Raw genomic sequence first — 23,327 nt, forward strand, 5'->3', positions numbered from 1 at the left:
TGCTTATAGCTTGTGAATCGCAAGCGGGAGTTTCGCCATGCGCCAGCCCATGATGCTGATCGCCCTCAGTGCGCTGGGGGCCTGCGCCAGCCCCTTGCCGCCCGTCGACCCCAAGCAGGCTTGGGTCGATCTCTACACCATCACCCCTGGCAAGACCATCATGGCCGACCGCCTGGACGGCAAGCGGCTCGATGATGGCCGCTACTTCCAGGTCACGCCTGGTCGGCATGAGCTGGTGGTGCGCTTCGACTACGAGGTGTACTCAGGCGGCTTTTCGACCGACCCGACCGAACGCACCTGCTACCTGACCGTGCGCTATGACGACTTCAAGGCCGGCGAACGCTACCGCCTGGAAGCCCGAGCGCCAGTGATGCAGCCGCAGGTGCTGCTGTTCGATGCCGAACGCACGGTGGTGGTGGACGAGCCCAGCAACGTCTTCTGCATTCCGTGAGCCTTGGGGCCTCGTTGCGGCCCTTCGCGGCACAAGGCCGCTCCTACACCGTGCCGGTAGGAGCGGCCTTGTGCCGCAGCCTCACGTCTCGAAGCTAGGGTCTGTATGAAAAAAGTCTTGAGACGAAGATCAGGCAAGGCGAAAACAGCTGAGGAAGCGCAGTTTACGGGTTGTAAATGAGCATTCCGAGGCTGTTTTCAACGCAGCATCACCGAGTATCAAGGCTTTTCGTACAGAGCCTAGCGGTCGTTCTTCTGATAGATGATCTTCTTGGTACCACCATCGCAGCTGCCAACGATCATGTTCTGGTCGCGGACCTCGCCATTGGGCACGATTTCCAAGGTATAGGACGTCACGCCCGCAGCCTGGATCTTCGCTTCGATCTCGGCTTTGAGTTCTTCGCACGGTTTGGGGGCGGCCAGGGCGGTCGTGGCCAGCAGGGAAACCAGCACGGCGGTTGCAACGCGGATCATGGGACGGCTCCTGTAGAGGCAGTCGGGCTGCCAACGCTGTTTAGACTACAGGAAACCGTCCCTGTTGCGCCTAGGCAACCAACGTCGCGTCCAGGCTGATCGCGGCGTTGAGCACCTTGGATACCGGGCAGCCGGCCTTGGCCTTGTTGGCGATCTCCTGGAACTGCGCCTCGCTCGCGCCAGGCACCTTGGCCTTGAGGATCAGGTGCACGGCGGTGATGGCGAAGCCGTCGGGCTGTTTGTCCAGGCTCACCTCGGCAATGGTGTCGATGCGCTCCGCGGTCAGTCCCGCCTCGCCTAGCATCATCGACAGCGCCATCGAGAAGCACCCCGCATGCGCCGCACCGATCAACTCCTCCGGGTTGGTCCCGGGTGAGCCTTCGAAACGGGTGTTGAAGCCGTAGGGATTCTGCTTGAGCGCCCCACTCTCGGTAGACAGTGAGCCCTTGCCGTCCTTGAGCCCGCCTTGCCAGATCGCCGATGCTGTCTTTTTCATGCTGCCTCCTGGTCATGGGATGAGTACCTATGGGTTCTGAGGACGGCACCCTGCGCAAGTTCAGATCAATCTGATGCTCAACATTGAAACCTCGGAAACTGCCCATACAGAGTCCTCAAGGCCCTTGGCCAACTTTCTGCGGAGGCTCCAATGACGCACCTGCGTGACCTGAAGATTTCCACCCTCGACCTGGTACCGGTGCGCGCCGACAGCGGGCCAGCGCAGTCACTGCGCAACTCGCTGGATCTGGCGCAGCACGTCGAGCGCTGGGGCTACAACCGCTTCTGGGTGGCCGAGCACCACAACATGGACGGCATCGCCAGCTCCGCCACTTCGGTGCTGATCGGCTACCTGGCCGGCGGAACCTCGAGCATCCGCATCGGCTCTGGCGGCGTGATGCTGCCCAACCATGCCCCCCTGGTGATCGCCGAGCAGTTCGGCACCCTGGCGAGCCTGTACCCGGGCCGTATCGACCTGGGCCTTGGCCGTGCGCCCGGCTCCGATCAGATGACCGCTCGCGCCTTGCGTCGCGAACGTTCCGGCAGCGCCGATGATTTCCCGGATGATGTCGAGGAGCTGTCGCGTTATCTGGGCCCTCGCACGCCGGATCAGAAAGTCATCGCCGTGCCCGGCCATGACACCGAGGTCCCGATCTGGCTCCTGGGCTCCAGCTTGTTCAGCGCCCAGCTGGCCGGCATGCGCGGGCTGCCCTATGCCTTCGCCTCGCACTTCGCCCCGCGCTATATGCACGAGGCGATCCGCATCTATCGCGACCATTTCAAGCCCTCGACCGTGCTCGACAAGCCTTACGTGATGCTAGGCGTGCCGATGGTCGTGGCCGACACCGATGAACACGCCCAGTACCTGGCGACGTCCGTGTACCAGCGTATCCTCGCGCTGATCCGTGGCCAGAGCCTGATGCAGCGCCCACCGGTGCCGAGCATGGACGGCTTGTGGCTGCCCCATGAACGCGATGCGGTGGGCAGTTTCCTGGGTCTGGCGATGATTGGCAGCCCGCAGAAGGTGCGGGCCAAGGTGCAAGTGCTATTGGAGCAGACCGGCGCCGATGAGCTGATCTTCACCTGCGATCTGTACGAGCATGCGGATCGCTTGCGCTCCTACGAGCTGATGGCCCAGGCGCTCAAGACGCAGTAGCGCCTCTGGCGGGTGAACCCGCTCCCACCGGTTCAGCCCGGATCAAATGGGAGCGGAGTCACCCGCGAAGCCTTCACCACCTCAACCCCGTCGATAGACGATTTCCTTGGTGCCGCCCTCGCAGCTACCGACCACCTTGCCAGCCGGCTCGCCCTTGTTGACGATCTCCAGCGTATAGCCCTTCACACCCTTGGCATCCAGCTTCGCCGCGATTTCGGCCTTGAGCTCTTCGCACGGCTTCCCAGCCGCAAACGCACCGCCTGCCAACGCCATCAATCCCACTGCCAGAATCAGTTTCTTCATCGATCGCTTTCCTTGTTCAGATCAAAAAAGGACAGGGTGCCACTATCGAAATGGCACCCTGCAACCTTTACCTCATCTGGCCGGTCGATGCCAGCCTGGGCATGTTTCAGCTATTGGCGATGCGGAAACCGACCTTCAGCGTGACCTGAAAGTGCGCCGCCTGGTTGTCGCGGATATGACCCCGGGTATCGACGACCTCGAACCACTCCAGGTGCTTGATGCTCTTGCCGGCTTCGGCCAGGGCATTGTTGATCGCGTCCTCGATGCTGGTGGGTGAGGACCCGACCAGCTCGATCTTCTTGTAGGTGCGATGATCGGACATGAGCGCTCTCCTTGGTTGGCGTACGAGATTTGAGCCTAGCAGCGCAGGCCCGCTTTACCTGCGAACTCGCACGGCAAACGAAAGTTCGATCGCACTTTCGCTGCGCTGCACAGTCGCAACCCTTACAACCCAACCCACCGCGAAGGAGAGTCATCATGGCCTACAACTCGCTGCGTAAAGCGTCGCTGGAAAGCATGGAGGCGGAGATCGAAAGCCTGCTCAAGACCCTCGAGCACCTCAAGCACGACGCCTCGGAAGAGTCGCAGAAATCCATGAAAGCGATCCGCAGCAACGCCGAAAACGCGCTCAGACAGTCACGCACCCTGATGGGCGAGGCCTATGAAGAAGTAAAAGCCCGCACCCGCCAGACCGGCATCGCCACCCGCGATTACGCCCAGGAACACCCCTGGACTACCGCGGGCGTCGCCATCGGTGCCCTTGGCCTGCTGGCCGCCTGGCTGATGTGCAAGCGCAACTAGGCCATCTGCAGTTCCAATTCATTGCGCAGCCACTGCGCCAACTGCTCGGCGCGCCCATCCGCGGCGCGTCGCGGCACCCACAGTGCCAATGCCGCGCGGGTAGGCGAGAAGCCCCAGGGCGCACTCAGCCGCCCGGCCCGCAGGTCATCCGCCACCAACGGTTGTGGCGCGATGGCCACGCCCAGGCCGGCAACCGCCGCCTCCAGCAGGTAATAGAGATGCTCGAAAGCCTGGCCGAACGTCAGCGCTGCAGGGTCCAGCCCTTGCTGCCCGGCCCAGGTCGGCCAGGCCTGCGGACGCGAAGTGGTGTTCAGCAGGGCTTCATCGAGCAAGGCGGTGGCCGGCGCCTCACGCAAACGCTCGAATCCCGCGAAGTGCGGGCTCACCACCGGCCCGATGCGCTCCTGGGCCAACACATGGACCTGCATGTCCGCAGGCCACGGCGGCTCGGCGTATACCAACAAGGCATCCAGGCCGGGACGGCGAGGGTCCAGATCGCCCTCACCCGCGGACAGGTGCAGGCGCAGCTCCGGCAGATCGGCCTTCAGCCGCCCCAGGCGAGGGATGAACCAGCGCGCCAGCAGACTGCCGGAGCACCCCAGCACGAACGGCGCCTCGTTGACGTCGCGGCTGAGTTCCGAACAGACCGTGCGCAGCCGGTCGAACGCATCGAAACTCGCATCGCGCAGGCGGACACCGGCATCTGTGAGTTTGATGCCACGCCCGTCCTTGACGAACAGCGCCACGCCCAGATGCTCTTCGAGCACCTTGATCTGACGACTGACAGCACCATGGGTGACGTGCAAAAGCTCGGCGGCCTGGCTGACGCTGTTGAGCCTGGCAGTGGCCTCGAAGGCGCGCAACGCATTGAGGGGCGGGAGATCCTGGCGCATTTGATATGTGAGATTTTCTGACAAGTTATCGCAATCTTATCGGTTTTCAGCCGGCCATGTCGTGGTTAGAGTAGGCCCATCGACCGATGTAGGCCTGTTCGCGGGTAAACCCGCTCCCACAGGTTCAGCATCGCCCAGATTTGTGGGAACACGTTCCCCCACGGACAAGCCCACCCGATTTCACTGATCACATCGCCTATGGAGCGTCCCATGACCCAGACCCAATACCGTGCCGGCCCCGATGCCAACGGCCTGTTCGGCTCGTTCGGCGGCCGCTACGTGGCCGAAACCCTGATGCCGCTGGTCCTTGACCTGGCCCGCGAGTACGAAGCGGCCAAGGCCGATCCGAAGTTCCTCGAAGAACTGGCCTACTTCCAGCGCGACTACATCGGCCGGCCCAACCCGTTGTACTTCGCCGAACGCCTGACCGAACACTGCGGCGGGGCGAAGATCTTCTTCAAACGTGAAGAGCTCAACCACACCGGCGCGCACAAGGTGAACAACTGCATCGGCCAAGTGCTGCTGGCCAAGCGCATGGGCAAGAAACGCCTGATCGCCGAAACCGGCGCCGGCATGCACGGCGTGGCCACTGCCACCGTTGCCGCACGCTTCGGCCTGCCCTGCGTGATCTACATGGGCGCCACCGACATCGAGCGCCAGCAGGCCAACGTGTTCCGCATGAAGCTGCTGGGCGCCGAGATCGTTCCGGTCACCGCCGGCACCGGCACCCTCAAGGACGCCATGAACGAGGCCCTGCGCGACTGGGTCACCAACGTCGACGACACCTTCTACCTGATCGGCACCGTGGCAGGTCCTCACCCGTACCCGGCGATGGTCCGCGACTTCCAGTCGATCATCGGCAAGGAAACCCGCGCCCAACTGCACGAGAAGGAAGGCCGCCTGCCTGACAGCCTGGTCGCTTGCGTCGGCGGTGGCTCCAACGCCATGGGCCTGTTCCACGACTTCCTCGATGACGCCAGCGTGCAGATCATCGGCGTCGAAGCCGGTGGCCACGGCGTGAACACCGACAAGCATGCCGCCAGCCTCAACGGCGGCGTCCCGGGCGTGCTGCACGGCAACCGCACTTACCTGCTGCAGGATGAGGACGGCCAGATCACCGACGCCCACTCGATTTCCGCCGGCCTGGACTACCCCGGCATCGGCCCCGAGCACGCCTACCTGCACGAAGTGAAGCGCGTCGAATACGTCAGCATCACCGACGACGAAGCGCTCGACGCCTTCCACACCTGCTGCCGCCTGGAAGGCATCATCCCGGCCCTGGAGAGCTCCCATGCCCTGGCCGAGACGATCAAGCGCGCTCCCAACCTGCCCAAGGACCACCTGATGGTCGTGTGCCTGTCCGGTCGTGGCGACAAGGACATGCAAACTGTGATGAACCATATGGCCGCCCAGGAGAAACAGCCATGAGCCGTCTTGAACACCGCTTCGCCGAGCTGAAGGCCGAAGGCCGCTCCGCGCTGGTCACCTTCATCACCGCCGGCGACCCTGGCTACGACGCCTCCCTGGCGATCCTCAAGGGCCTGCCTGAAGCCGGTGCCGACGTGATCGAACTGGGCATGCCGTTCACCGACCCGATGGCCGATGGCGTGGCCATCCAGCTGGCGACCCTGCGCGCCCTGGAAGCCGGCCAGACCCTGGCGAAAACCTTGCAGATGGTCCGCGAGTTCCGCGTCGGCAACCAGACCACACCGATCGTGCTGATGGGCTACTACAATCCGATCCATCGCTTTGGCGTGGAGCGCTTCGTGGCAGAAGCCAAGGAAGCCGGCGTCGATGGCCTGATCATCGTCGACCTGCCACCTGAGCACGACGCCGAGCTGGCCACCCCAGCCCAGGCCGCGGGCATCGACTTCATCCGCCTGACCACGCCGACCACCGACGACGCCCGCCTCCCGCGCGTACTGGAGCGCAGCTCTGGCTTCGTCTACTACGTCTCGGTGGCTGGCGTGACCGGTGCCGGTTCGGCCACCACCGAGCACGTGCAGCAGGCCATCGCCCGCCTGCGCCGCCACACCGACCTGCCGATCAGCGTTGGTTTCGGTATCCGCACACCGGAGCAGGCCGCGGCGATCGCCAAGCTGTCCGAAGGCGTGGTGGTAGGTTCGGCGTTGGTCGACAAGATCGCCCAGGCCAAGAGTGCCGACCAGGCGGTAGCGGATGTGCTGAGCCTGTGCTCGGCGCTGGCTGAAGGCGTGCGCGGCGCCCGCCAGTAATATCGCGAGGGCTACGCCAGCCCCACGGGATCACTCGTGGGAGCTGGCGAAAGCCTGCGATGGGCCGCAAAGCGGCTCCAGTCATTCGAAGATCGACAGGTCCAACGGCCTGACAGCCCCCATCCAGATCGCATGATCCCGGTGATCCGCCAGTTCATCCCCCGTCAGCGGGTGCAGGAACACCACCAACCCCTTGCGATACAGTGCCAGCCACGGCAATACCACCCCCACCACCTCCGGCCCGAAAGCCAGCTGGCAGCTCCAGTCCGGATGCGGCCCGACCGGCTTCTGGTGCATGCGCCCCATGGTCACGGGAAACAGCCGCGCCGCTTCCTCACACAGCGCCCGGGCCTGCTCCATCGTCGATGCGTCGTAGTACACGTGGGCGTGATAACCCTTGATCCTTTGCACGATTACTCCCAAATGAGGTCAAACGATCACTGGCCCGCAAAGGGGAGCGATTCTGTGAAAAATGCCGAGACCCCAGTGTTCAAACTGGTCCTGTTCGGTGCCGAAAGCAGCCTGGGCAGTGCCCTGATCGTCGAGCTGCTGTCGCGCCAGCATGAAGTCACGGCGGTGGTCGATGACCTCAACCGTCACGCACCGCGCCCCGGCCTGCACTTCAAACGAGGTGCACTAGGCGACAAGCATCAGGCCGAACAGAGCGTGGCCGGTGGATCGGCGGTGATCGCCTTGCTCTCGGCGCTCGCCCCCGGCGACTTGCCCGCGCAGCGGCAAATGGCCGAGGCCCTGGTGGCAGGCCTTTCCCGTACGACTATACGCCGGCTATTGCTGGTGGGCGATTTCGACGTGCTGGACACGCCATCCCGGCATAACGAAGCGCAGCGCGACTGTGCCGACCAGATCGTCGATGGGCTGCAACGCAGCGCCCTGCGCTGGACGCTGATCAATGCCCCTGAAGACAGACCCGGCCTGGGCATCGAGCATTTTCGCAACCTCGATGGAACGCTGGAGCCCGGACTGGCCGGGCCTTTGCAGCGATTGGCGCGGATTGCCGCAGGAATGGTCGATACCCTCGAGCTGAACCTGCACCAAGGCGAGCATGTGAACTTCGTGCTCTAGAGCCCCCGTGAATTCACACCCCACGCTCCTGTTCCAGCCAGTCCACGAACCGCTCGATCAGCGCCCCCCGCCGTTTGCGCGGGGGCAGGACCACGTAATACCCCCGCGCCGAGCGCAAACTGCCCTCGAGCGGCCGGCACAACAACCCCTGGTCCACCAAGCCATCGACCAGGTGCCGCCAACCGATCGCCACCCCCTGTCCCGCGATCGCCGCCTGGATCAGCAAGGTGTAGTTGTCGAAACGCAGTTGCCCTGCAGGCGGCGGGCTGTGCAGGCCAAACCCACGAAACACCCCGCCCCAATCGAACCAGCGACTGGCCTGCTCACCCCTCAGATGAAGCAGGGGCAATCGTTGCAAAGCCTCGGCTGACGCGGGTTTGCCACGAATCAGGTTGGGGCTGCAGACCGGGAAGACTTCCTCATCGAACAGCCAGCGGCTCTCGCCCTGATGGAAGCGTCCATCGCCGAACAGCACCGCCACGTCGATGTCCGGGCGCAGCATGGCCTGGCTGCGCTCACCGGTCACCAGGCTGACATCCACCTGTGGATAAGCCTCATGGAAGCGCGGCAACCGTGGCATCAGCCAGAAGGCCGCAAAGGCGAAGTCGGTGGCCACCTGCAGCACCTCACGCTGGCCGCGTCCGCTGGCCTGGGCGATGCCATCGTCCATGGCCAACAACGCTTGGTGGATCTGCTCGAACAGCGCCTGCCCCGTCTCGGTCAACTCGATCCCCCGGTAGATCCGGTCGAACAGGCGTGTGCCCAACTGGGCCTCCAGGCGCTTGACCTGCTGGCTCACCGCCGGCTGCGTAGTGCCCAGCTCCAGTGCCGCGGCGGTAAAGCCCCGCAGCCGGGCGGCGGCCTCGAAGACCCGCAGGGTGTCCAGGGAAACGTCAGCAAGGTGGTCAAACATAAGCTCAGCTAATCCCACTCATTGCCCGGCGTGGGCTTTACCCATGTTATCCACAGTCGCATCCTCGATCGCAAGCGGTTCCCATAACCTTCAACGATGGAAGGCACCCATGAAGCGACCCAACATCCTGTTCATCATGGCCGACCAGATGGCCGCGCCCATGCTGCCGATCTACAACCCCTCTCCCATCCAGATGCCGCACCTGAGCCGCCTGGCCGAGCAGGCCGTGGTGTTCGACGCCGCCTACTGCAACAGCCCGCTGTGCGCGCCCTCGCGCTTCACCCTGGTCAGCGGCCAGTTGCCCAGCCGCATCGGTGCCTACGACAACGCCGCGGATTTCCCCGCCGACGTCCCCACCTACGCCCACTACCTGCGCCGCCTGGGCTATCGCACGGCGCTGTCGGGCAAGATGCATTTCTGCGGCCCGGACCAACTGCACGGCTACGAGGAACGCCTGACCAGCGATATCTACCCGGCCGACTATGGCTGGGCCGTGAGCTGGGACGAGCCCGACCAGCGCCCGAGCTGGTACCACAACATGTCCTCGGTGCTGCAGGCAGGGCCTTGCGTTCGGACCAACCAGCTGGATTTCGACGAGGAAGTGGTGTTCAAGGCCCGCCAGTATCTTTACGACCACGTCCGCGAGAACGATGGCCGACCGTTCTGCCTGACCGTTTCCATGACGCACCCCCACGACCCGTACACGATTCCAAAGCACTACTGGGATCTGTACGACGGTGTGGATATCCCCATGCCGCTTGAAACCATCGACCAGGCCCAACAGGACCCGCACTCCCAACGCCTGCTCAAGGTCTACGACCTGTGGGACAAACCCTTGCCCGCGCACAAGATCCGCGATGCCCGTCGCGCCTATTTCGGTGCCTGCAGCTACATCGACGACAACATCGGCAAGCTCCTGCAGACCCTGGAGGAATGCGACCTGGCCGACGACACCGTGATCGTGTTCTCGGGCGACCACGGCGACATGCTTGGCGAGCGTGGGCTCTGGTACAAGATGCACTGGTTCGAGATGTCGGCTCGGGTGCCGCTGCTGGTGCATGCCCCTAAACGCTTTGCCGCGGCGCGGGTCAGCGCCAACGTCTCCACCTGCGATTTACTGCCTACCCTCGTGGCGCTGGCCGGTGGCGCGATCGAGTCGTCCCTGCACCTGGATGGCCGCTCGCTGGTCGGGCACCTGCAAGGGCAGGGCGGGCATGACGAGGTGATCGGCGAATACATGGCCGAAGGCACCGTCGGCCCGTTGATGATGATCCGCCGAGGCCCGTACAAGTTCGTGTACAGCGAGGACGACCCGTGTCTACTCTATGACCTGAGCCGCGACCCGCACGAGCGGGAGAACCTCACCGGCAGCCCGGACCATCAGGCGCTGCTGCAGGCATTTGTCGATCAAGCCCGCCAACGCTGGGACATTCCCGCCCTGCGCCAGCAAGTGCTGGCCAGCCAGCGACGCCGTCGCCTGGTGGCCGAGGCACTGTCCATCGGCAAGCTGAAGAGCTGGGACCACCAACCCTGGGTGGATGCCAGCCAACAGTACATGCGCAACCACATCGATCTCGACGACCTCGAGCGCAAGGCACGTTATCCACAGCCCGCACCCCTGGATTGAGTAGAGAGGCCGCCATGAAGAAGTGCACCACAGCCGTGATCGCCCTGGCCCTTGGCCTGACTGCCATCACAGCCCACGCCGACAGCGATGCCCGATGCACCACCGTGAAGATGGCCGACCCCGGTTGGAGCGACATCGCCTCCACCAACGCCGTCGCCCGCCTGCTCCTGGAAAGCCTCGGCTACCAGGTGAAGATCGACAACCTGGCCGTGCCGATCATCTTCGGCGGTCTCAAGGACGGCCAGGTAGACGCCTTCCTGGGCAACTGGATGCCCGCGCAGCAGGGCTTTCACGACAAGTTCGTGGCCAACGGCGATGTACAGCGCCTGGCCCGCAACCTTGAAGGCACGCAATTCACCCTCGCGGTGCCGGACTATGTCTGGGAGGCCGGTGTGAAAGACTTCGCCGACCTGCCAAAACATGCCGACGCCTTCGGCAAGAAGCTATACGGCATTGGCTCCGGCGCACCGGCCAACCTGTCGCTCAAAGAGATCATCGACAAGAACGCCTTCGACCTGGGGCAGTGGAAGCTGGTCGAGTCCAGCGAGCAGGCGATGCTGGCCCAAGTCCATCGGGCCGTGCAGAAAAAGCAGTTCATCACCTTCCTCGGCTGGACGCCGCACCCGATGAACGTGAAGCTCAAGATGCATTACCTCACCGGGGGCGAGCAGTGGTTCGGCAGCAAAGGCGATGTGTACACACTGGTGCGCAAGGGTTATCCACAAGCCTGCCCGAATGCCGCGAAACTGCTGGGCAATCTGAGCTTCAGTCTAGAGATGGAAAACAGCATCATGGCCGAGGTTGTGGATAAGAAGGTGAGCTTCGATGAGGCGGCCAAGGCCTGGGTGAAGGCGCATCCTGAATGGCTGAACACCTGGCTGGCCGGGGTGACCACCAAGGAGGGTGGGGATGCCCAAGAGGCCATAAAAGCTAAACTTTGATCCGCTGAACGACACATAACCCCCGTGGGAGCGGATAAACCCGCTACCACGGGCTGGTGAAATCTCCAGGAAACTGTATTCCCCATGCCCCACCTGACCCGCCTGCTGCCCTTCCTCACCTGGCTACCCCGTCAATCGGGTCGCAGCCTGCGCCAGGACCTGCTGGTGGGCCTCAGTGGCGCTATCCTCGCGCTGCCGCAATCGATCGCCTACGCCCTGATCGCCGGCCTGCCTGCCGAATATGGCCTGTACGCCGCCATCGTGCCGGTGCTGGTGGCCTGCCTGTGGGGGTCGTCCTGGCACCTGATCTGCGGTCCGACCGCAGCCATCTCCATCGTGCTTTACGCCAGCATCAGCCCGCTTGCCGTGGCTGGCAGCGACGACTACATCACCTTGGTGCTGCTGCTGACCTTCCTGGGCGGCGTGTTCCAGCTATTGCTGGGGATGCTGCGTTTCGGCGCGCTGGTCAACTTCGTCTCCCACTCCGTGGTGCTCGGTTTCACCCTGGGCGCCGCGGTGGTGATCGCCCTCGGTCAGTTGCCCAACCTCATGGGCATGGACCTGCCCAGCCAGGCCACGGCGCTGCGCACCCTGCGCGACCTGATCGATCATGCCGGCGAGGTCGACCTGCCCTCGCTCGCCCTAGGGCTGGCGACCTTGCTGATCGGGGTCGTGCTCAAGCTCTGGCGCCCGCGCTGGCCGAGCCTGTTGATAAGTCTGGTGGTGGTCAGCGTTATCGCCTGGCTGCTGCCGAGCGTCTTTGGCCATGTGCCCAGGGTGCCCGCCTTCTTGGGTCAGCTTCCGCCCGTGAGCCCCTTGCCGCTGCTGGACCTGGAGCTGATCCTGCGCCTGCTGCCCAGCGCCGTGGCGGTGGGCATGCTCGGGCTGGTGACCAGCCTGTCGATCGCCCGGTCGTTGTCGGCGCGTTCTGAGCAGTTGATCGACGCCAACCAGGAGATCCGCGCCCAGGGCCTGTCGAACATGGTCGGCGCGCTGTTCTCCGGCTACCTGTCATCGGGTTCGTTCACCCGCTCGGGCTTGAGCTACGACGCAGGTGCCCGCTCGCCAATGGCCGGGGTGTTCTCGGCATTGTGGGTGGCCCTGTTCGCCGTGACCGGCGCCGGGCTGATCGCACACCTGCCGATTCCGGCCATGGCCGGCAGCATCCTGCTGATCTGTTGGGGGTTGGTGGATCACCGGGCTATCCGTTCACTGTTCCGGGTCAGCCGCTCGGAGTTCCTGGTCATGGCACTGACCGCCGCCGCGACCCTGCTGCTGGAGTTGCAGACGGCGATCTATGCCGGGGTGCTGGCGTCGCTGTTCTTCTACTTGAAGCGTACCTCGCGCCCTCGTGTGCAGCAGAGCCGGGAAGGGGAGACCGATGTGCTGCGAGTGGGCGGGTCGATCTTCTTCGGCGCCGCGCATTATCTGCAGGTGCGCCTGCAACGCTGCCAAGGGCCACAGGTCGTGATCGACGCGCGACAGATCAACTTCATCGACTATTCAGGGGTGGACATGCTGCACCGCGAGGCGCGGCGCCTGAAGCGCGGTGGCGGGGGCCTGACGTTGCATCGGGCCCGGCCGCAGGTGATCGAAGAGTTGCAGAAGCTCGAAGGGGCCGCGTTGTGCCCGATCCGGTTCGAGGAGTGATGCTTCAGAACCTGGCCCTTTCGCGGCACTGTCCCTGAGCGGCCTTGTGCCGCGAAAGGGCCGCAAAGCGGCCCCAAAATCTCAACCTCAGCCCCGCGCCAACTGCCGACGCAGCTCATCCAGCACAGGTGCCGTGTCCGGCCGTACGCGCCGCCAGGTGAAGAACGCCTCGGCAGCCTGCTCGGCCAGCATCCCCAACCCATCCAGCACCTTGGCCGCCCCCAGCCGGGTGGCCCACTGGCAGAATGGCGTCGGCTCCTTGCCATACATCATGTCGTAGCAGACCGTGCGCCCCGGCTCGACCAGGCTGTCGGCAATCGGCGGCAGCTCGCCCGCCAGGCTCGCCGAGGTAGCATTGATGATCAGGTCCACCGGCTCCTGCAACCAGGCAAAACCGCTGGCGACCACCGGCCCCAGGTCATCGAACTCACGGGCCAGTTGCTCGGCCTTTTCCACCGTGCGGTTGGCGATCACCAGCGATTGCGGACGGTGCGCCAGGATCGGCTGCAACACCCCCCTTACCGCCCCACCGGCACCGAGAATCAGAATGCGCTTGCCAGCGAGCTCCACCCCGGCGTTGACCGTCAGGTCCCGCACCAGGCCCGCGCCATCGGTGTTGTCGCCTTGCAGGGTGCCGTCAGGCAGCTTGCTCAGGGTGTTCACGGCGCCCGCCCGCTGGGCCCGTGGCGTGAGGCTGTCGCACAGGCGGAAGGCTTCTTCCTTGAACGGCACGGTGACGTTGGCGCCTGCGCCTTGCTTGAAGAAGCCTCGCGCACAGTCGCTGAAATCATCCAGCGGCGCCAACAGGGTGCTGTATTCCAGGTCCTGCCCGGTCTGGTCGGCGAACAGGCGGTGGATCAACGGCGACTTGCTGTGGCCGATGGGGTTACCGAAAACGACGTACTGGTCCATGGGAGCTCCTCGTTATCCACAGGCTTACTGGTTGAGCCAGTCGCGGTCCTGCAGGAAGTACTCGGTCAGGCGCGCTTCCTCGCTGCCCGGCGCGGGTTTCCAGTCATAGCCCCAGCGGACCTGCGGCGGCAGCGACATGAGGATCGACTCGGTGCGCCCGCCCGATTGCAAGCCGAACAAGGTGCCGCGGTCATAGACCAGATTGAACTCCACATAGCGCCCACGGCGGAACTCTTGGAACTCGCGCTGCTCGGGCGTGTAAGGCGTGGCCTTGCGGCGCTGGACGATCGGCAGGTAGGCCTCGATGTAGGCATCGCCGATGGCGCGCAGGAAGGCGAAGCAGGTGTCGAAATCCCACTCGTTCAGGTCGTCGAAGAACAGCCCGCCAATGCCACGCGGCTCGCCCCGGTGCTTGAGGTGGAAGTAACGGTCGCACCAGGCCTTGTAGCGCGGGTAGACATCAGACCCGAACGGCGCGCAGGCCTGCTCGGCGACCCGGTGCCAGTGGATGCAGTCTTCCTCGTTGCCGTAGTAGGGCGTCAGGTCGAAACCGCCGCCGAACCACCAGACCGGCTCTTCGCCTTCTTTCTCGGCGATGAAGAACCGCACGTTGGCATGGGACGTCGGCACATGCGGGTTGTGCGGGTGGATCACCAGCGATACGCCCAGCGCCTCGAAGCCACGGCCCGCCAGTTCCGGGCGGTGCGCGCTGGCCGATGGCGGCAGGCCGGCGCCGAACACGTGGGAGAAGTTCACACCACCCTTTTCGATCACCTTGCCTTCGCCGATCACCCGCGTGCGGCCACCGCCCCCGGCTTCGCGCACCCAGGCATCCTCGACGAAGCGGGCGCCGCCGTCTTCGTTTTCGAGGGCAGAGCAGATGCGGTCTTGCAGGTCGAGCAGGTAGGCTTTCACGGCCTCGGTGCGGCTGGTCATCGGGTCACCTGGAAGGAGCGGAAAAATTTGCCGGCTAGCATACCACCGGCGGCGGCCACGCCGCAGTTGACGGCGATCAAGCAAAGGCGTCCGATAGAAGGCCTTCCCGATCCCCATGACAACGGAGTGTAAGATGGCCAAGCGTATCCAGTTCAGCCAGCACGGCGGCCCGGAAGTCCTGCAACTGGTCGAGTTCGAACCGACCCCGCCAGGGCCGCAGCAGGTCCGCGTACGCAACCACGCGATCGGCCTGAACTTCATCGACACTTATTTTCGCAGCGGCCTGTACGCACCGCCTGCGCTACCGTCGGGCCTCGGCACGGAGGCCGCGGGCGTGGTCGAAGCGGTCGGTGAAGGCGTCAGCCGCCTGAAGGTGGGCGATCGCGTGGCTTATGCCGGCGGACCGCTGGGCGCCTACAGCGAAGTGCACACCCTGCCGGAGGCCAACGTGGTCAAGTTGCCGGAGGCCATCAGCTTCGAACAGGCCGCCGCAGTGATGCTCAAGGGCCTGACCACCCAGTACCTGCTCAAGCAGACCTACGCCGTGCAGCCAGGCGATTTCGTTTTGTTCCATGCCGCTGCCGGTGGCGTCGGCTCGCTGGCCTGCCAGTGGGCCAAGGCGCTGGGTGCCAAGCTGATCGGCACCGTCGGCTCGGCCGAAAAAGCCGAGCGTGCCAAAGCCCTGGGCGCCTGGGCGACCATCGACTACAGCCATGAGGACGTGGCCAAGCGCGTGCTGGAGCTGACCGGTGGGGAGAAATGCGCGGTGGTCTACGACGGCGTGGGCGCCGACACCTGGCTGACCTCGCTGGACTGCCTGCGCCCGCGCGGGCTGATGGTGAGTTTCGGCAATGCCTCCGGTGCGGTGACCGGGGTGAACCTTGGGATCCTGTCGCAGAAGGGCTCGCTGTACGTCACCCGCCCGACCTTGGGCAGCTACGCCAACAACGCAGAGAACACCCAGGCCATGGCCGACGATTTGTTCGGCATGATCACCAGCGGCAAGTTGGTTGTGGATATCCAGCAGCGGTATCCGCTGAGCGAAGCGGCCAAGGCCCAGACGGAGCTGTCGGCGCGCAGGACCGTTGGCTCGACTGTGCTGCTGCCCTGATTCGCGACCGTTACGCGGCTGTTTGATTCAGCACGCCACCTGTGGGGGGTTACCCGCGAAAGCAACGGTGAATTCACCCAGGCCTTCGCGGGTAAACCCGCTCCCACAGCGCTCACTCTGCTTAGCCTGAGCCTGCGGGCCTGATAGCTGCTGGTGCAGACTCGATGCCATCGAGCATCGCCTCCACCAAGCCCTCTGCCATTTCAATCGCGTGCAGGTTCGACCAGTACATGCCGCGGCCTGACTCGTGCAGGTGATCGAGTGCCTTCAAGCCAGTCTCGTAGGCGCAGCGCAGGTAGAGCGCTACGTGGACGAGGGCGTCGTGGGCAGAGATGTCGGGATTTGTGGAGAAGAGGGGAGGATGACCGGCGTCGCAGCGGCCGAAAGGGCGAGATGTGGTGTTGGGTAGAGGTGGATCAGGGACAAGCTTTTTCATGGGAACCTACCTGTTGGCGCCAGCACTCAATCCGTTACCACACGAATTAGGTGGCAGCTGTACGCAGGGTGGTAAACCGGCGGTTCCCAATCCGGCAGGCTCGAAAGCCTCCCGCGCACAGCCGCCATGGACTGCCACGGAGAACCTAGACTGCCGGGTTACCACACCCGATCACCAAGTTATTTGGCGACGGTCTGGAGCCTAGAGGCATGGGTTCCCTGCCGGAAGGTGACGGCAGCTGACAGATAGGTAGGGTATTTCCCTAAATGCCAGCTGGACAGCCGCTCGAGGGAAATCAGAAAAGTCCTGCAATACCTAGGGGCCGCGTGGCGGCCCATCGCCGAGCCCACTCTGGGTCAGCCGGCCCGAACGACCTCACCCGTCACCAGGTTGCGAATCACGCTCGGATTCTTGCGCCCACCCAGCGCCCCGCCGAGCACCAGGTCCAATTGGCCATGGAAATACTGCTCCACCCGCAGCCGGCTCTTGGCCGCCGGGCGTCCGCCTGGGTTGCATGAGGTGGAAATCAGCGGCCCGACCAGCGCGCACAATTCACGCACCAGGGGGTGATCGCTGACCCGCAGGGCCACGGTGTCATGTTCGCCGGTCACCCACTCGGGCAACAGGTCCTGGTGCGGTACCAGCCAGGTGTTCGGGCCAGGCCAGGTGCTGCCCATGCGGTCGATCCAGTCTTGGGGGAAATCCTCGAACAGGAAATCGAACTGGCGGATGTTGTCGGCGACCAGGATCAACCCTTTGTCCACAGGACGCGACTTGAGCGCCAGCAGGCGGTACACCGCGTCCTCGTTCCACGGGTCGCAGCCCAGGCCCCAGACCGCTTCCGTCGGATAGGCGATGACCGCACCTGCCCGGATCTCACGTGCGGCTTGTTGCACACGCCAACTGCTCACCATTTTGTCTCTCCGCATTTAAGCCTGATGCGCAGTGTACTTAGCTGCTTCGGGCAAACCAACGCCCGGCTTCGTTGGTGACCCGGCCTTCGAGCTCCAGCTCGGTAAGGCTGGCCAGTACCTGGGCCAGCGGCTGCCCACTGCTGTGGGTCAGGGCTTCGCTGGTCTGAGGCGCGGCATGCAACAAGGCGAGCAACGGGTGGGCGGGGTTCTCCACTGGTGCCGGGGGCAGGTTCTGCCAGCCGCGCAAGCTGTCGAGGATCTGCTCCACGTTTTCCACCAGCAACGCGCCATCGCGAATCAGCTGGTGGCACCCCTTGGAACCAGGGTGATGGATCGAGCCCGGAATGGCATACACCTCCCGGCCTTGTTCGGCGGCCAAGCGCGCGGTGATCAGCGATCCGCTTGCCAGGCTCGCCTCGACCACCAATACCCCCAGCGACAGACCGCTGATGATCCGGTTGCGTCGGGGAAAATTCGCGGCATGCGGATTGGCATCGAGGGGAAACTCCGACACCAGCGCGCTGCCGCCCTCGATCATGTCCCGGGCCAGCTCGCGGTGTCGCTGTGGATAAAGTTTTTGCAGACCCGTGCCGAGCACGCCGATGGTGTGCCCACCGGCCTGCAGCGCCGCCCGATGAGCGGCACCGTCGACCCCCAGGGCCAACCCGCTGGTGATGGTGAAACCGGCCTGGGCAAGGCACCTGGAAAACGCCTTGGCGGTGTCCAGCGCAGGGGGCGTTGCGCGGCGACTGCCGACGACGGCCAACTGCGGACGCTCGAGCAATGTAGGGTCGCCAGCCACGAAAAGCAGTGGCGGGGCTGTGTCTGTTTCAGCGAGCAGCGCGGGATACGAAGGGGCGTCCCACATCAGCAAATGCTGGCCCGGACGCTCTAGCCAAGCCATTGCGGCGCCAGCGCCGTCACGGACTTCAGCACTGCGACGGGCCTCGGCGCAAGCCGCCGGCAGGCCCAATGCGCGCCAGGCGCTGGCCGGGGCACTGAGGGCCGAAGCGGCATCGCCGAAAGCATCGATCAGGGTGTGGAAACGTCGCGGGCCTACCTCGGGCAGTCGATGCAAACGCAAACGCGCCTCGAGTTCGGCAGGTGGACAGGCGGGCACAACAGGCATGTTCATGGCGGATCATCCTTGATCGGCGAGGGGTCATCCACGTGGCACAACCTGTGGATAACTTTGTTGATAATACTTTGACAAGCTGTCCATGGAATGGACCCGATGCCGTCCTTTCACACCCTAGCCGAGCTTTGCCAGGTGCCGAATGCCCCGATTCCCTTTATTATGTGTGCTCAGTTTTCAACCGAACGCACAGTGACTGCCTGACCTTATGGCCATCTTGAACATTCTCGAATTTCCGGACCCGCGCCTGCGCACCATCGCCAAACCGGTGACGGAGTTCGACGACGCCCTGCGTCAGCTGATCGACGACATGTTTGAAACCATGTACGAAGCCCCTGGCATCGGCCTAGCCGCCACCCAGGTCAACGTGCACAAGCAGGTCGTGGTCATGGACCTCAGCGAAGACCGCAGCGAACCGCGCGTCTTCATCAACCCCAGCGTCGAAGAGCTGACCCACGACATGGGCCAGTATCAGGAAGGCTGTCTGTCGGTGCCGGGCTTCTACGAGAACGTCGACCGCCCTCTGCGTGTGCGGGTCAAGGCCCAGGACCGTGACGGCAAGCCGTTCGAGCTGGAATGCGAAGGCCTGCTGGCGGTGTGCGTGCAGCACGAGTTCGACCACCTCAACGGCAAGCTGTTCGTCGACTATCTGTCACAGCTCAAACGCGACCGGATCAAGAAGAAGCTGGAAAAACAGCACCGCCAGCAAGCCTGATCCCCACCTTCCAGAAGGCTTGCTTCGGCAAGCCTTTTTCTTTTTCAAAGCGAGAACTCCATGCGCATCGTCTTCGCAGGCACCCCAGAGTTTGCCGCCGAACACCTCAAAGCCCTGCTCGACAGCCCCTATGACGTGGTGGCCGTCTACACCCAGCCCGACCGCCCGGCTGGCCGCGGCCAGAAACTCATGCCCTCTGCGGTCAAGCAACTGGCCGTCGAACACAGCATCCCGGTGCTCCAGCCGCAGACCCTGCGCAACGCGGAGGCCCAAGCGGAGCTTGCCGCACTCAAGCCAGACCTGATGGTGGTGGTCGCCTACGGCCTGATCCTGCCCCAGGTGGTGCTGGATATCCCACGCCTGGGCTGCATCAACAGCCACGCCTCCCTGCTGCCACGCTGGCGCGGTGCTGCGCCCATCCAGCGTGCCGTCGAAGCCGGCGATGCCGAGAGCGGCGTGACCGTGATGCGCATGGAAGCGGGCCTGGACACCGGCCCCATGCTGCTCAAGGTCGTGACCCCGATCAGCGCCGAGGACACCGGCGGCACCCTGCACGACCGCCTCGCCCAGATGGGCCCAGGCGCCGTGGTGCAGGCCATTGCAGGCCTGGCCGACGGCAGCCTGCAAGGCGAGGTTCAGGACGACGCCCTGGCCACCTACGCGCACAAGCTGAACAAGGACGAAGCCCGCATCGACTGGAATCGTCCAGCCATCGAGCTGGAGCGCCTGATCCGCGCCTTCAACCCGTGGCCGGTCTGCCACAGCACCCTCGACGGCGAGAGCGTGAAGGTCCTGGCGGCGCAGTTGTCCACAGGCAAGGGCACCCCCGGCGAGATCCTTTCCGCCAGCAAGGACGGCCTGGTAGTCGCCTGCGGCGAAGGCGCCCTGAGCCTGACCCGTCTGCAGTTGCCAGGCGGTAAGGCCCTGGCCTTCAGCGACCTGTTCAACAGCCGTCGCGAGAAGTTCGCAAGCGCCAAGGTGCTCGGCCAATGAACCCACGTCTGGCCGCCGCCCGCGCCCTTGCCGCTGTGCTCAGCGGCAAGGCCTCGCTCAACAGCTCGTTACCGGCGCAACTGGACAAGGTCGAGGAGCGAGATCGCGGCCTGGTCCAGGACCTGGCCTTTGGCACTGCCCGCTGGCAGCCGCGCCTGGACCTGCTGGCCGCCCAGTTGCTGCAAAAGCCCTTCAAGGCCGCCGATGCCGATGTTCAGGCTTTGCTGCTGGTCGGCCTGTACCAGCTGTTTTACACCCGCATTCCAGCCCACGCCGCCATCGGCGAAACCGTCGGCTGCGCCGACAAGCTCAAGAAGCCGTGGGCCAAAGGCTTGCTCAACGCCGTGCTGCGCCGCGCCCAGCGCGAAGGCGAGGCACTGCTCGCCGACATGGAGCGCGACCCGGTAGTACGCACTGCTCACCCACGCTGGTTGCAAAAAGCGCTCAAGGCCTTCTGGCCCGATCAGTGGGAGGCGATCTGCGCCGCCAACAATGCTCATCCGCCGATGATCCTGCGGGTCAATCGCCGCCACCACAGCCGTGACGCCTACCTGGCCCTGCTGGCCGAGGCCGGCATCAGCGCCAGCCCTTGCCAGTACAGTCGCGACGGCATTCTGCTGGCCGAGGCCTGCGACGTGCGCGGCCTGCCAGGCTTCGCCGAGGGCTGGGTCAGCGTGCAGGACGAAGCCGCGCAACTGGCCGCCGACCTCATGGAACTGGCGCCCGGCCAACGCGTGCTGGATGCCTGCTGCGCCCCGGGCGGCAAGACCTGCCACCTGCTCGAGGCCGAAGCCGGGCTAGGTGAAGTGGTCGCCATCGACTTGGAGGCCAAGCGTCTGGCGCGAGTACGGGAAAACCTCGATCGCCTGAAACTGGACGCCCAGCTGATCGCCTGCGACGCCCGCGACACCGCCAGTTGGTGGGACGGCAAGCCGTTCCAGCGCATCCTGCTCGATGCGCCGTGCTCGGCGACCGGCGTCATCCGCCGCCACCCGGACATCAAGCTGACCCGCCAGGCCGACGACATCCCGGCCCTGGCGGCGCTGCAAGGCGAGCTGCTCGATGCGCTGTGGCCAACCCTCGAAGTCGGCGGCATGCTGGTCTACGCCACGTGCTCGAGCCTGCCGACGGAAAACACCGACGTGATCGACGCCTTCCTCGCCCGCACCCCCGGTGCCCGCGAGCTGGACCTGGCGCTCGATGCCGGTCTGCGCCAGCCCCACGGCCGCCAACTGCTGGCCCAGGAAGGCGGCCACGACGGTTTCTACTATGCCAAGCTGATCAAGATCGCCGCCTCGCGCGGGTAAGCACAAGGACTAGGAGTAGCGGATGAAGATCATCATCCTCGGCGCAGGGCAGGTGGGTGGCACGCTGGCAGAGCACCTGGCCAGCGAAGCCAACGACATCACCGTGGTCGACACCGACGGCGATCGCCTGCGCGACCTGGGCGACCGCCTGGACATCCGCACCGTGCAGGGCCGCGGCTCGCTGCCCACGGTGCTGCGCCAGGCCGGCGCCGACGACGCCGACATGCTGGTGGCGGTGACCAACAGCGACGAGACCAACATGGTGGCCTGCCAGGTCGCCTACTCGCTGTTCCACACGCCCACCAAGATCGCCCGGGTGCGCGAATCGGCCTACCTCACCCGCGAGGAGCTGTTCGACAACGACCACATCCCGGTGGATGTACTGATCAGCCCCGAACAGGTGGTGACCAACTACATCAAGCGCCTGATCGAGCACCCCGGCTCCCTGCAGGTGATCGACTTCGCCGACGGCAAGGCACAACTGGTGGCGGTCAAGGCCTACTACGGTGGGCCGCTGGTGGGTCAGCAACTGCGCCAGATCCGCGCCCACATGCCCAATGTCGATACCCGCGTGGCAGCGATCTTCCGTCGCGACCGGCCCATCACGCCGCGGGGCGACACCGTGATCGAAGCCGACGACGAGGTGTTCTTCATTGCCGCACGCAAGGACATCCGCGCGGTCATGGGCGAACTGCGCCGTATCGACGAAACCAACAAGCGCGTGGTCATCGCCGGGGGCGGACAGATCGGCGAACGCCTGGCCGAGGCCATCGAGAGCCGCTACCAGGTGAAGATCATCGAGATGAGCCAGGCCCGCTGCCGCCATCTCTCCGACACCCTGGAGAGCACCGTGGTGCTGCAGGGCAGCGCCTCGGACAAGGACCTGATGCTCGAGGAGAACATCGCCGACGCCGACATCTTCCTGGCCCTGACCAACGACGACGAGGCCAACATCATGTCCTCGCTGCTGGCCAAGCGCCTGGGTGCGCGCAAGGTGATGACCATCATCAACAACCCGGCGTATGTGGACTTGGTCCAGGGTGGCGATATCGACATCGCCATCAGCCCCCAGCTGGCCACCATCGGTACCTTGCTGGCCCACGTGCGCCGCGGCGACATCGTCAGCGTGCACTCGCTGCGTCGGGGCGCGGCGGAGGCCATCGAGGCGGTAGCGCATGGCGACGCCAAATCGAGCAAGGTGATCGGCAAGGCCATCGAAGACATCGCCTTGCCGCCAGGGACCACCATCGGCGCGATCATCCGCGACGAGGAAGTGCTGATCGCCCACGACGACACGGTGATCGAAGCGGGCGATCATGTGATCCTGTTCGTTGTGGATAAAAAGCACATCCGTGACGTGGAGAAGCTGTTCCACGTGGGCCTGAGTTTCTTCTAAGGAGAAAACGGCATGCGCGAATCACTGGAAAAGATGCTGGCCAAGGGTGTGGATAACGCCCTGCTGCGCTTTGGCCTGGGCAAGGCCTGGCTCGATGAAGGCAACGGCGCCGAGGCAGCGGTGCACCTGGCTCGGTGTGTGGAACATGACCCGAAGTACTCGGCGGCGTGGAAGCTGCTGGGCAAGGCCTACCAGCTGCAGGGCGACCTGATGGCGGCGCGCAAGGCGTGGGAAGAGGGGATCGCGGCGGCGCAGGCCCATGGGGACAAACAGGCCGAGAAGGAGATGGCGGTGTTCCTGAAGAAGCTGGACAAAGCAGCAGGTTAACGCGGCCCCTGTGGAAGCGGGTTCACCCGCGAATGCAATGGTGGGTTCACTGACGCATTCGCGGGCAAACCCGCTCCCGCAGGGCCCCTGCTAAAACAGGCAGAGTTGTACTCAGCCTGTTCCAG

At 64.6% G+C, this 23,327-nt stretch carries 27 protein-coding genes; 15 read left to right on the plus strand and 12 right to left on the minus strand.

From position 1 onward, the window contains the following. Positions 1 to 37: 37 nt before the first annotated feature. Entirely contained in the window at positions 38 to 451 is a 414-nt protein-coding gene (locus ACNFCH_RS09625) for a hypothetical protein (protein WP_337159345.1), read from the plus strand. Between the two features lie 239 nt (positions 452 to 690). On the opposite strand, the gene ACNFCH_RS09630 is transcribed toward ACNFCH_RS09625, so the two are convergent. Together ACNFCH_RS09630 and ACNFCH_RS09635 are read right to left on the minus strand one after the other, a co-directional pair. Continuing rightward, positions 691 to 924 carry a DUF1161 domain-containing protein gene (locus ACNFCH_RS09630; RefSeq protein ID WP_337159346.1) on the minus strand — a complete coding sequence of 78 codons (234 nt, stop codon included), beginning with the start codon at positions 922 to 924 and terminating at the stop codon, positions 691 to 693. A 70-nt stretch (positions 925 to 994) separates the two neighbouring features. Beyond that, on the minus strand, positions 995 to 1,420 hold the full coding sequence (locus ACNFCH_RS09635) for an OsmC family protein (RefSeq protein ID WP_196164344.1): 426 nt from the start codon (positions 1,418 to 1,420) through the stop codon (positions 995 to 997). 150 nt (positions 1,421 to 1,570) lie between these two features. Here ACNFCH_RS09635 and ACNFCH_RS09640 point away from each other — a divergent pair, with 150 nt between their 5' ends. After that, positions 1,571 to 2,575 (plus strand): LLM class flavin-dependent oxidoreductase, encoded by a 1,005-nt coding sequence (locus ACNFCH_RS09640; protein ID WP_337159348.1) that lies wholly within the window; start codon positions 1,571 to 1,573, stop codon positions 2,573 to 2,575. Between the two features lie 81 nt (positions 2,576 to 2,656). On the opposite strand, the gene ACNFCH_RS09645 is transcribed toward ACNFCH_RS09640, so the two are convergent. After that, the gene (locus ACNFCH_RS09645; RefSeq protein ID WP_070091337.1) at positions 2,657 to 2,878 is read right to left on the minus strand and encodes a DUF1161 domain-containing protein; all 222 of its coding nucleotides are present in this window, start codon (positions 2,876 to 2,878) and stop codon (positions 2,657 to 2,659) included. A 106-nt stretch (positions 2,879 to 2,984) separates the two neighbouring features. Further along, entirely contained in the window at positions 2,985 to 3,200 is a 216-nt protein-coding gene (locus ACNFCH_RS09650; RefSeq protein WP_070091336.1) for a dodecin, read from the minus strand. A 155-nt stretch (positions 3,201 to 3,355) separates the two neighbouring features. Between ACNFCH_RS09650 and ACNFCH_RS09655 the strand changes: the two genes are divergently transcribed. Next, entirely contained in the window at positions 3,356 to 3,679 is a 324-nt protein-coding gene (locus ACNFCH_RS09655) for a DUF883 family protein (RefSeq protein WP_043207633.1), read from the plus strand. Here the strand turns inward: ACNFCH_RS09655 and ACNFCH_RS09660 are convergent. Further along, positions 3,676 to 4,572 carry a LysR family transcriptional regulator gene (locus ACNFCH_RS09660; RefSeq protein WP_337159349.1) on the minus strand — a complete coding sequence of 299 codons (897 nt, stop codon included), beginning with the start codon at positions 4,570 to 4,572 and terminating at the stop codon, positions 3,676 to 3,678. The genes ACNFCH_RS09655 and ACNFCH_RS09660 overlap by 4 nt on opposite strands. Before the next feature lie 210 nt (positions 4,573 to 4,782). Here ACNFCH_RS09660 and trpB point away from each other — a divergent pair, with 210 nt between their 5' ends. Both trpB and trpA read left to right on the plus strand, forming a co-directional pair. After that, complete coding sequence (gene trpB, locus ACNFCH_RS09665) at positions 4,783 to 6,000, plus strand: tryptophan synthase subunit beta (protein WP_337159350.1); 1,218 nt, start codon at positions 4,783 to 4,785, stop codon at positions 5,998 to 6,000. Further along, positions 5,997 to 6,806, plus strand: a complete 810-nt coding sequence (gene trpA, locus ACNFCH_RS09670) for a tryptophan synthase subunit alpha (RefSeq protein ID WP_337159351.1) — start codon at positions 5,997 to 5,999, stop codon at positions 6,804 to 6,806. Before trpB ends, trpA begins: the two co-directional genes overlap by 4 nt. An 81-nt stretch (positions 6,807 to 6,887) precedes the next feature. On the opposite strand, the gene ACNFCH_RS09675 is transcribed toward trpA, so the two are convergent. Beyond that, on the minus strand, positions 6,888 to 7,217 hold the full coding sequence (locus tag ACNFCH_RS09675; RefSeq protein WP_070091331.1) for a DOPA 4,5-dioxygenase family protein: 330 nt from the start codon (positions 7,215 to 7,217) through the stop codon (positions 6,888 to 6,890). A gap of 54 nt (positions 7,218 to 7,271) precedes the next feature. Between ACNFCH_RS09675 and ACNFCH_RS09680 the strand changes: the two genes are divergently transcribed. Continuing rightward, positions 7,272 to 7,889, plus strand: coding sequence for an NAD(P)-dependent oxidoreductase (locus tag ACNFCH_RS09680; protein ID WP_337159352.1), 618 nt, complete (start codon positions 7,272 to 7,274; stop codon positions 7,887 to 7,889). 13 nt (positions 7,890 to 7,902) lie between these two features. Here ACNFCH_RS09680 and ACNFCH_RS09685 read toward each other — a convergent pair whose 3' ends face one another. Beyond that, complete coding sequence (locus ACNFCH_RS09685; protein WP_337159353.1) at positions 7,903 to 8,802, minus strand: choline sulfate utilization transcriptional regulator; 900 nt, start codon at positions 8,800 to 8,802, stop codon at positions 7,903 to 7,905. A gap of 109 nt (positions 8,803 to 8,911) precedes the next feature. On the opposite strand from ACNFCH_RS09685, the gene betC reads away from it, so the two are divergent. From betC to ACNFCH_RS09700, 3 genes are all read left to right on the plus strand, one after another. Further along, the gene (gene betC / locus ACNFCH_RS09690) at positions 8,912 to 10,429 is read left to right on the plus strand and encodes a choline-sulfatase (protein ID WP_416742681.1); all 1,518 of its coding nucleotides are present in this window, start codon (positions 8,912 to 8,914) and stop codon (positions 10,427 to 10,429) included. Between the two features lie 14 nt (positions 10,430 to 10,443). Then, positions 10,444 to 11,370 (plus strand): choline ABC transporter substrate-binding protein, encoded by a 927-nt coding sequence (gene choX / locus ACNFCH_RS09695; RefSeq protein WP_416742682.1) that lies wholly within the window; start codon positions 10,444 to 10,446, stop codon positions 11,368 to 11,370. An 84-nt stretch (positions 11,371 to 11,454) separates the two neighbouring features. After that, positions 11,455 to 13,020: a SulP family inorganic anion transporter gene (locus tag ACNFCH_RS09700; RefSeq protein ID WP_416742683.1), complete on the plus strand. Its 1,566-nt coding sequence runs from the start codon at positions 11,455 to 11,457 to the stop codon at positions 13,018 to 13,020. An 87-nt stretch (positions 13,021 to 13,107) separates the two neighbouring features. Here the strand turns inward: ACNFCH_RS09700 and aroE are convergent, their stop codons facing one another. Together aroE and hemF are read right to left on the minus strand one after the other, a co-directional pair. Beyond that, the gene (gene aroE, locus ACNFCH_RS09705) at positions 13,108 to 13,932 is read right to left on the minus strand and encodes a shikimate dehydrogenase (RefSeq protein ID WP_416742684.1); all 825 of its coding nucleotides are present in this window, start codon (positions 13,930 to 13,932) and stop codon (positions 13,108 to 13,110) included. Between the two features lie 24 nt (positions 13,933 to 13,956). Continuing rightward, positions 13,957 to 14,868, minus strand: a complete 912-nt coding sequence (hemF, locus tag ACNFCH_RS09710; RefSeq protein ID WP_337159357.1) for an oxygen-dependent coproporphyrinogen oxidase — start codon at positions 14,866 to 14,868, stop codon at positions 13,957 to 13,959. Between the two features lie 133 nt (positions 14,869 to 15,001). Between hemF and ACNFCH_RS09715 the strand changes: the two genes are divergently transcribed. Further along, positions 15,002 to 15,979: an NADPH:quinone reductase gene (locus ACNFCH_RS09715; RefSeq protein ID WP_337159358.1), complete on the plus strand. Its 978-nt coding sequence runs from the start codon at positions 15,002 to 15,004 to the stop codon at positions 15,977 to 15,979. Between the two features lie 121 nt (positions 15,980 to 16,100). Here ACNFCH_RS09715 and ACNFCH_RS09720 read toward each other — a convergent pair whose 3' ends face one another. From ACNFCH_RS09720 to dprA, 3 genes are all read right to left on the minus strand, one after another. Further along, complete coding sequence (locus ACNFCH_RS09720) at positions 16,101 to 16,415, minus strand: hypothetical protein (protein WP_416742685.1); 315 nt, start codon at positions 16,413 to 16,415, stop codon at positions 16,101 to 16,103. A gap of 356 nt (positions 16,416 to 16,771) precedes the next feature. Further along, positions 16,772 to 17,329 (minus strand): L-threonylcarbamoyladenylate synthase, encoded by a 558-nt coding sequence (locus ACNFCH_RS09725; RefSeq protein ID WP_070091321.1) that lies wholly within the window; start codon positions 17,327 to 17,329, stop codon positions 16,772 to 16,774. Positions 17,330 to 17,366: 37 nt separating this feature from the next. Next, positions 17,367 to 18,464 carry a DNA-processing protein DprA gene (gene dprA, locus ACNFCH_RS09730; protein ID WP_416742686.1) on the minus strand — a complete coding sequence of 366 codons (1,098 nt, stop codon included), beginning with the start codon at positions 18,462 to 18,464 and terminating at the stop codon, positions 17,367 to 17,369. A gap of 208 nt (positions 18,465 to 18,672) precedes the next feature. Here dprA and def point away from each other — a divergent pair, with 208 nt between their 5' ends. From def to ACNFCH_RS09755, 5 genes are read left to right on the plus strand one after another with little or no spacing between them, the layout of a single operon-like run. Further along, positions 18,673 to 19,179 carry a peptide deformylase gene (def, locus tag ACNFCH_RS09735; RefSeq protein WP_016394290.1) on the plus strand — a complete coding sequence of 169 codons (507 nt, stop codon included), beginning with the start codon at positions 18,673 to 18,675 and terminating at the stop codon, positions 19,177 to 19,179. A 60-nt stretch (positions 19,180 to 19,239) separates the two neighbouring features. Beyond that, complete coding sequence (fmt, locus tag ACNFCH_RS09740; RefSeq protein WP_416742687.1) at positions 19,240 to 20,172, plus strand: methionyl-tRNA formyltransferase; 933 nt, start codon at positions 19,240 to 19,242, stop codon at positions 20,170 to 20,172. Further along, entirely contained in the window at positions 20,169 to 21,479 is a 1,311-nt protein-coding gene (gene rsmB, locus ACNFCH_RS09745; protein WP_337159360.1) for a 16S rRNA (cytosine(967)-C(5))-methyltransferase RsmB, read from the plus strand. Before fmt ends, rsmB begins: the two co-directional genes overlap by 4 nt. Positions 21,480 to 21,501: 22 nt before the next feature. Beyond that, a complete protein-coding gene (gene trkA / locus ACNFCH_RS09750; protein ID WP_070091317.1) occupies positions 21,502 to 22,875 on the plus strand; it encodes a Trk system potassium transporter TrkA in 1,374 nt (457 codons plus the stop codon). 12 nt (positions 22,876 to 22,887) lie between these two features. Then, complete coding sequence (locus tag ACNFCH_RS09755) at positions 22,888 to 23,202, plus strand: tetratricopeptide repeat protein (RefSeq protein WP_337159361.1); 315 nt, start codon at positions 22,888 to 22,890, stop codon at positions 23,200 to 23,202. Positions 23,203 to 23,327: the final 125 nt, after the last annotated feature.

This window comes from Pseudomonas sp. NY15354 (genome assembly GCF_048068075.1).
GTDB lineage: Bacteria > Pseudomonadota > Gammaproteobacteria > Pseudomonadales > Pseudomonadaceae > Aquipseudomonas > Aquipseudomonas guariconensis_C.

Excerpts from the sequence above, each read along its gene's own strand:
- ACNFCH_RS09640 (WP_337159348.1), top strand. The coding sequence starts at position 1,571 with ATGACGCACCTGCGTGACCTGAAGATTTCCACCCTCGACCTGGTACCG.
- fmt (WP_416742687.1), top strand. The coding sequence starts at position 19,240 with ATGCGCATCGTCTTCGCAGGCACCCCAGAGTTTGCCGCCGAACACCTC.
- trpA (WP_337159351.1), top strand. The coding sequence starts at position 5,997 with ATGAGCCGTCTTGAACACCGCTTCGCCGAGCTGAAGGCCGAAGGCCGC.
- ACNFCH_RS09720 (WP_416742685.1), bottom strand. The coding sequence starts at position 16,415 with ATGAAAAAGCTTGTCCCTGATCCACCTCTACCCAACACCACATCTCGC.
- ACNFCH_RS09700 (WP_416742683.1), top strand. The coding sequence starts at position 11,455 with ATGCCCCACCTGACCCGCCTGCTGCCCTTCCTCACCTGGCTACCCCGT.
- rsmB (WP_337159360.1), top strand. The coding sequence starts at position 20,169 with ATGAACCCACGTCTGGCCGCCGCCCGCGCCCTTGCCGCTGTGCTCAGC.
- ACNFCH_RS09645 (WP_070091337.1), bottom strand. The coding sequence starts at position 2,878 with ATGAAGAAACTGATTCTGGCAGTGGGATTGATGGCGTTGGCAGGCGGT.
- trpB (WP_337159350.1), top strand. The coding sequence starts at position 4,783 with ATGACCCAGACCCAATACCGTGCCGGCCCCGATGCCAACGGCCTGTTC.
- hemF (WP_337159357.1), bottom strand. The coding sequence starts at position 14,868 with ATGACCAGCCGCACCGAGGCCGTGAAAGCCTACCTGCTCGACCTGCAA.
- dprA (WP_416742686.1), bottom strand. The coding sequence starts at position 18,464 with ATGAACATGCCTGTTGTGCCCGCCTGTCCACCTGCCGAACTCGAGGCG.
- ACNFCH_RS09635 (WP_196164344.1), bottom strand. The coding sequence starts at position 1,420 with ATGAAAAAGACAGCATCGGCGATCTGGCAAGGCGGGCTCAAGGACGGC.
- ACNFCH_RS09650 (WP_070091336.1), bottom strand. The coding sequence starts at position 3,200 with ATGTCCGATCATCGCACCTACAAGAAGATCGAGCTGGTCGGGTCCTCA.
- ACNFCH_RS09630 (WP_337159346.1), bottom strand. The coding sequence starts at position 924 with ATGATCCGCGTTGCAACCGCCGTGCTGGTTTCCCTGCTGGCCACGACC.
- ACNFCH_RS09625 (WP_337159345.1), top strand. The coding sequence starts at position 38 with ATGCGCCAGCCCATGATGCTGATCGCCCTCAGTGCGCTGGGGGCCTGC.
- betC (WP_416742681.1), top strand. The coding sequence starts at position 8,912 with ATGAAGCGACCCAACATCCTGTTCATCATGGCCGACCAGATGGCCGCG.
- ACNFCH_RS09685 (WP_337159353.1), bottom strand. The coding sequence starts at position 8,802 with ATGTTTGACCACCTTGCTGACGTTTCCCTGGACACCCTGCGGGTCTTC.
- ACNFCH_RS09660 (WP_337159349.1), bottom strand. The coding sequence starts at position 4,572 with ATGCGCCAGGATCTCCCGCCCCTCAATGCGTTGCGCGCCTTCGAGGCC.
- ACNFCH_RS09655 (WP_043207633.1), top strand. The coding sequence starts at position 3,356 with ATGGCCTACAACTCGCTGCGTAAAGCGTCGCTGGAAAGCATGGAGGCG.
- choX (WP_416742682.1), top strand. The coding sequence starts at position 10,444 with ATGAAGAAGTGCACCACAGCCGTGATCGCCCTGGCCCTTGGCCTGACT.
- ACNFCH_RS09725 (WP_070091321.1), bottom strand. The coding sequence starts at position 17,329 with ATGGTGAGCAGTTGGCGTGTGCAACAAGCCGCACGTGAGATCCGGGCA.
- def (WP_016394290.1), top strand. The coding sequence starts at position 18,673 with ATGGCCATCTTGAACATTCTCGAATTTCCGGACCCGCGCCTGCGCACC.
- ACNFCH_RS09755 (WP_337159361.1), top strand. The coding sequence starts at position 22,888 with ATGCGCGAATCACTGGAAAAGATGCTGGCCAAGGGTGTGGATAACGCC.
- ACNFCH_RS09715 (WP_337159358.1), top strand. The coding sequence starts at position 15,002 with ATGGCCAAGCGTATCCAGTTCAGCCAGCACGGCGGCCCGGAAGTCCTG.
- aroE (WP_416742684.1), bottom strand. The coding sequence starts at position 13,932 with ATGGACCAGTACGTCGTTTTCGGTAACCCCATCGGCCACAGCAAGTCG.
- trkA (WP_070091317.1), top strand. The coding sequence starts at position 21,502 with ATGAAGATCATCATCCTCGGCGCAGGGCAGGTGGGTGGCACGCTGGCA.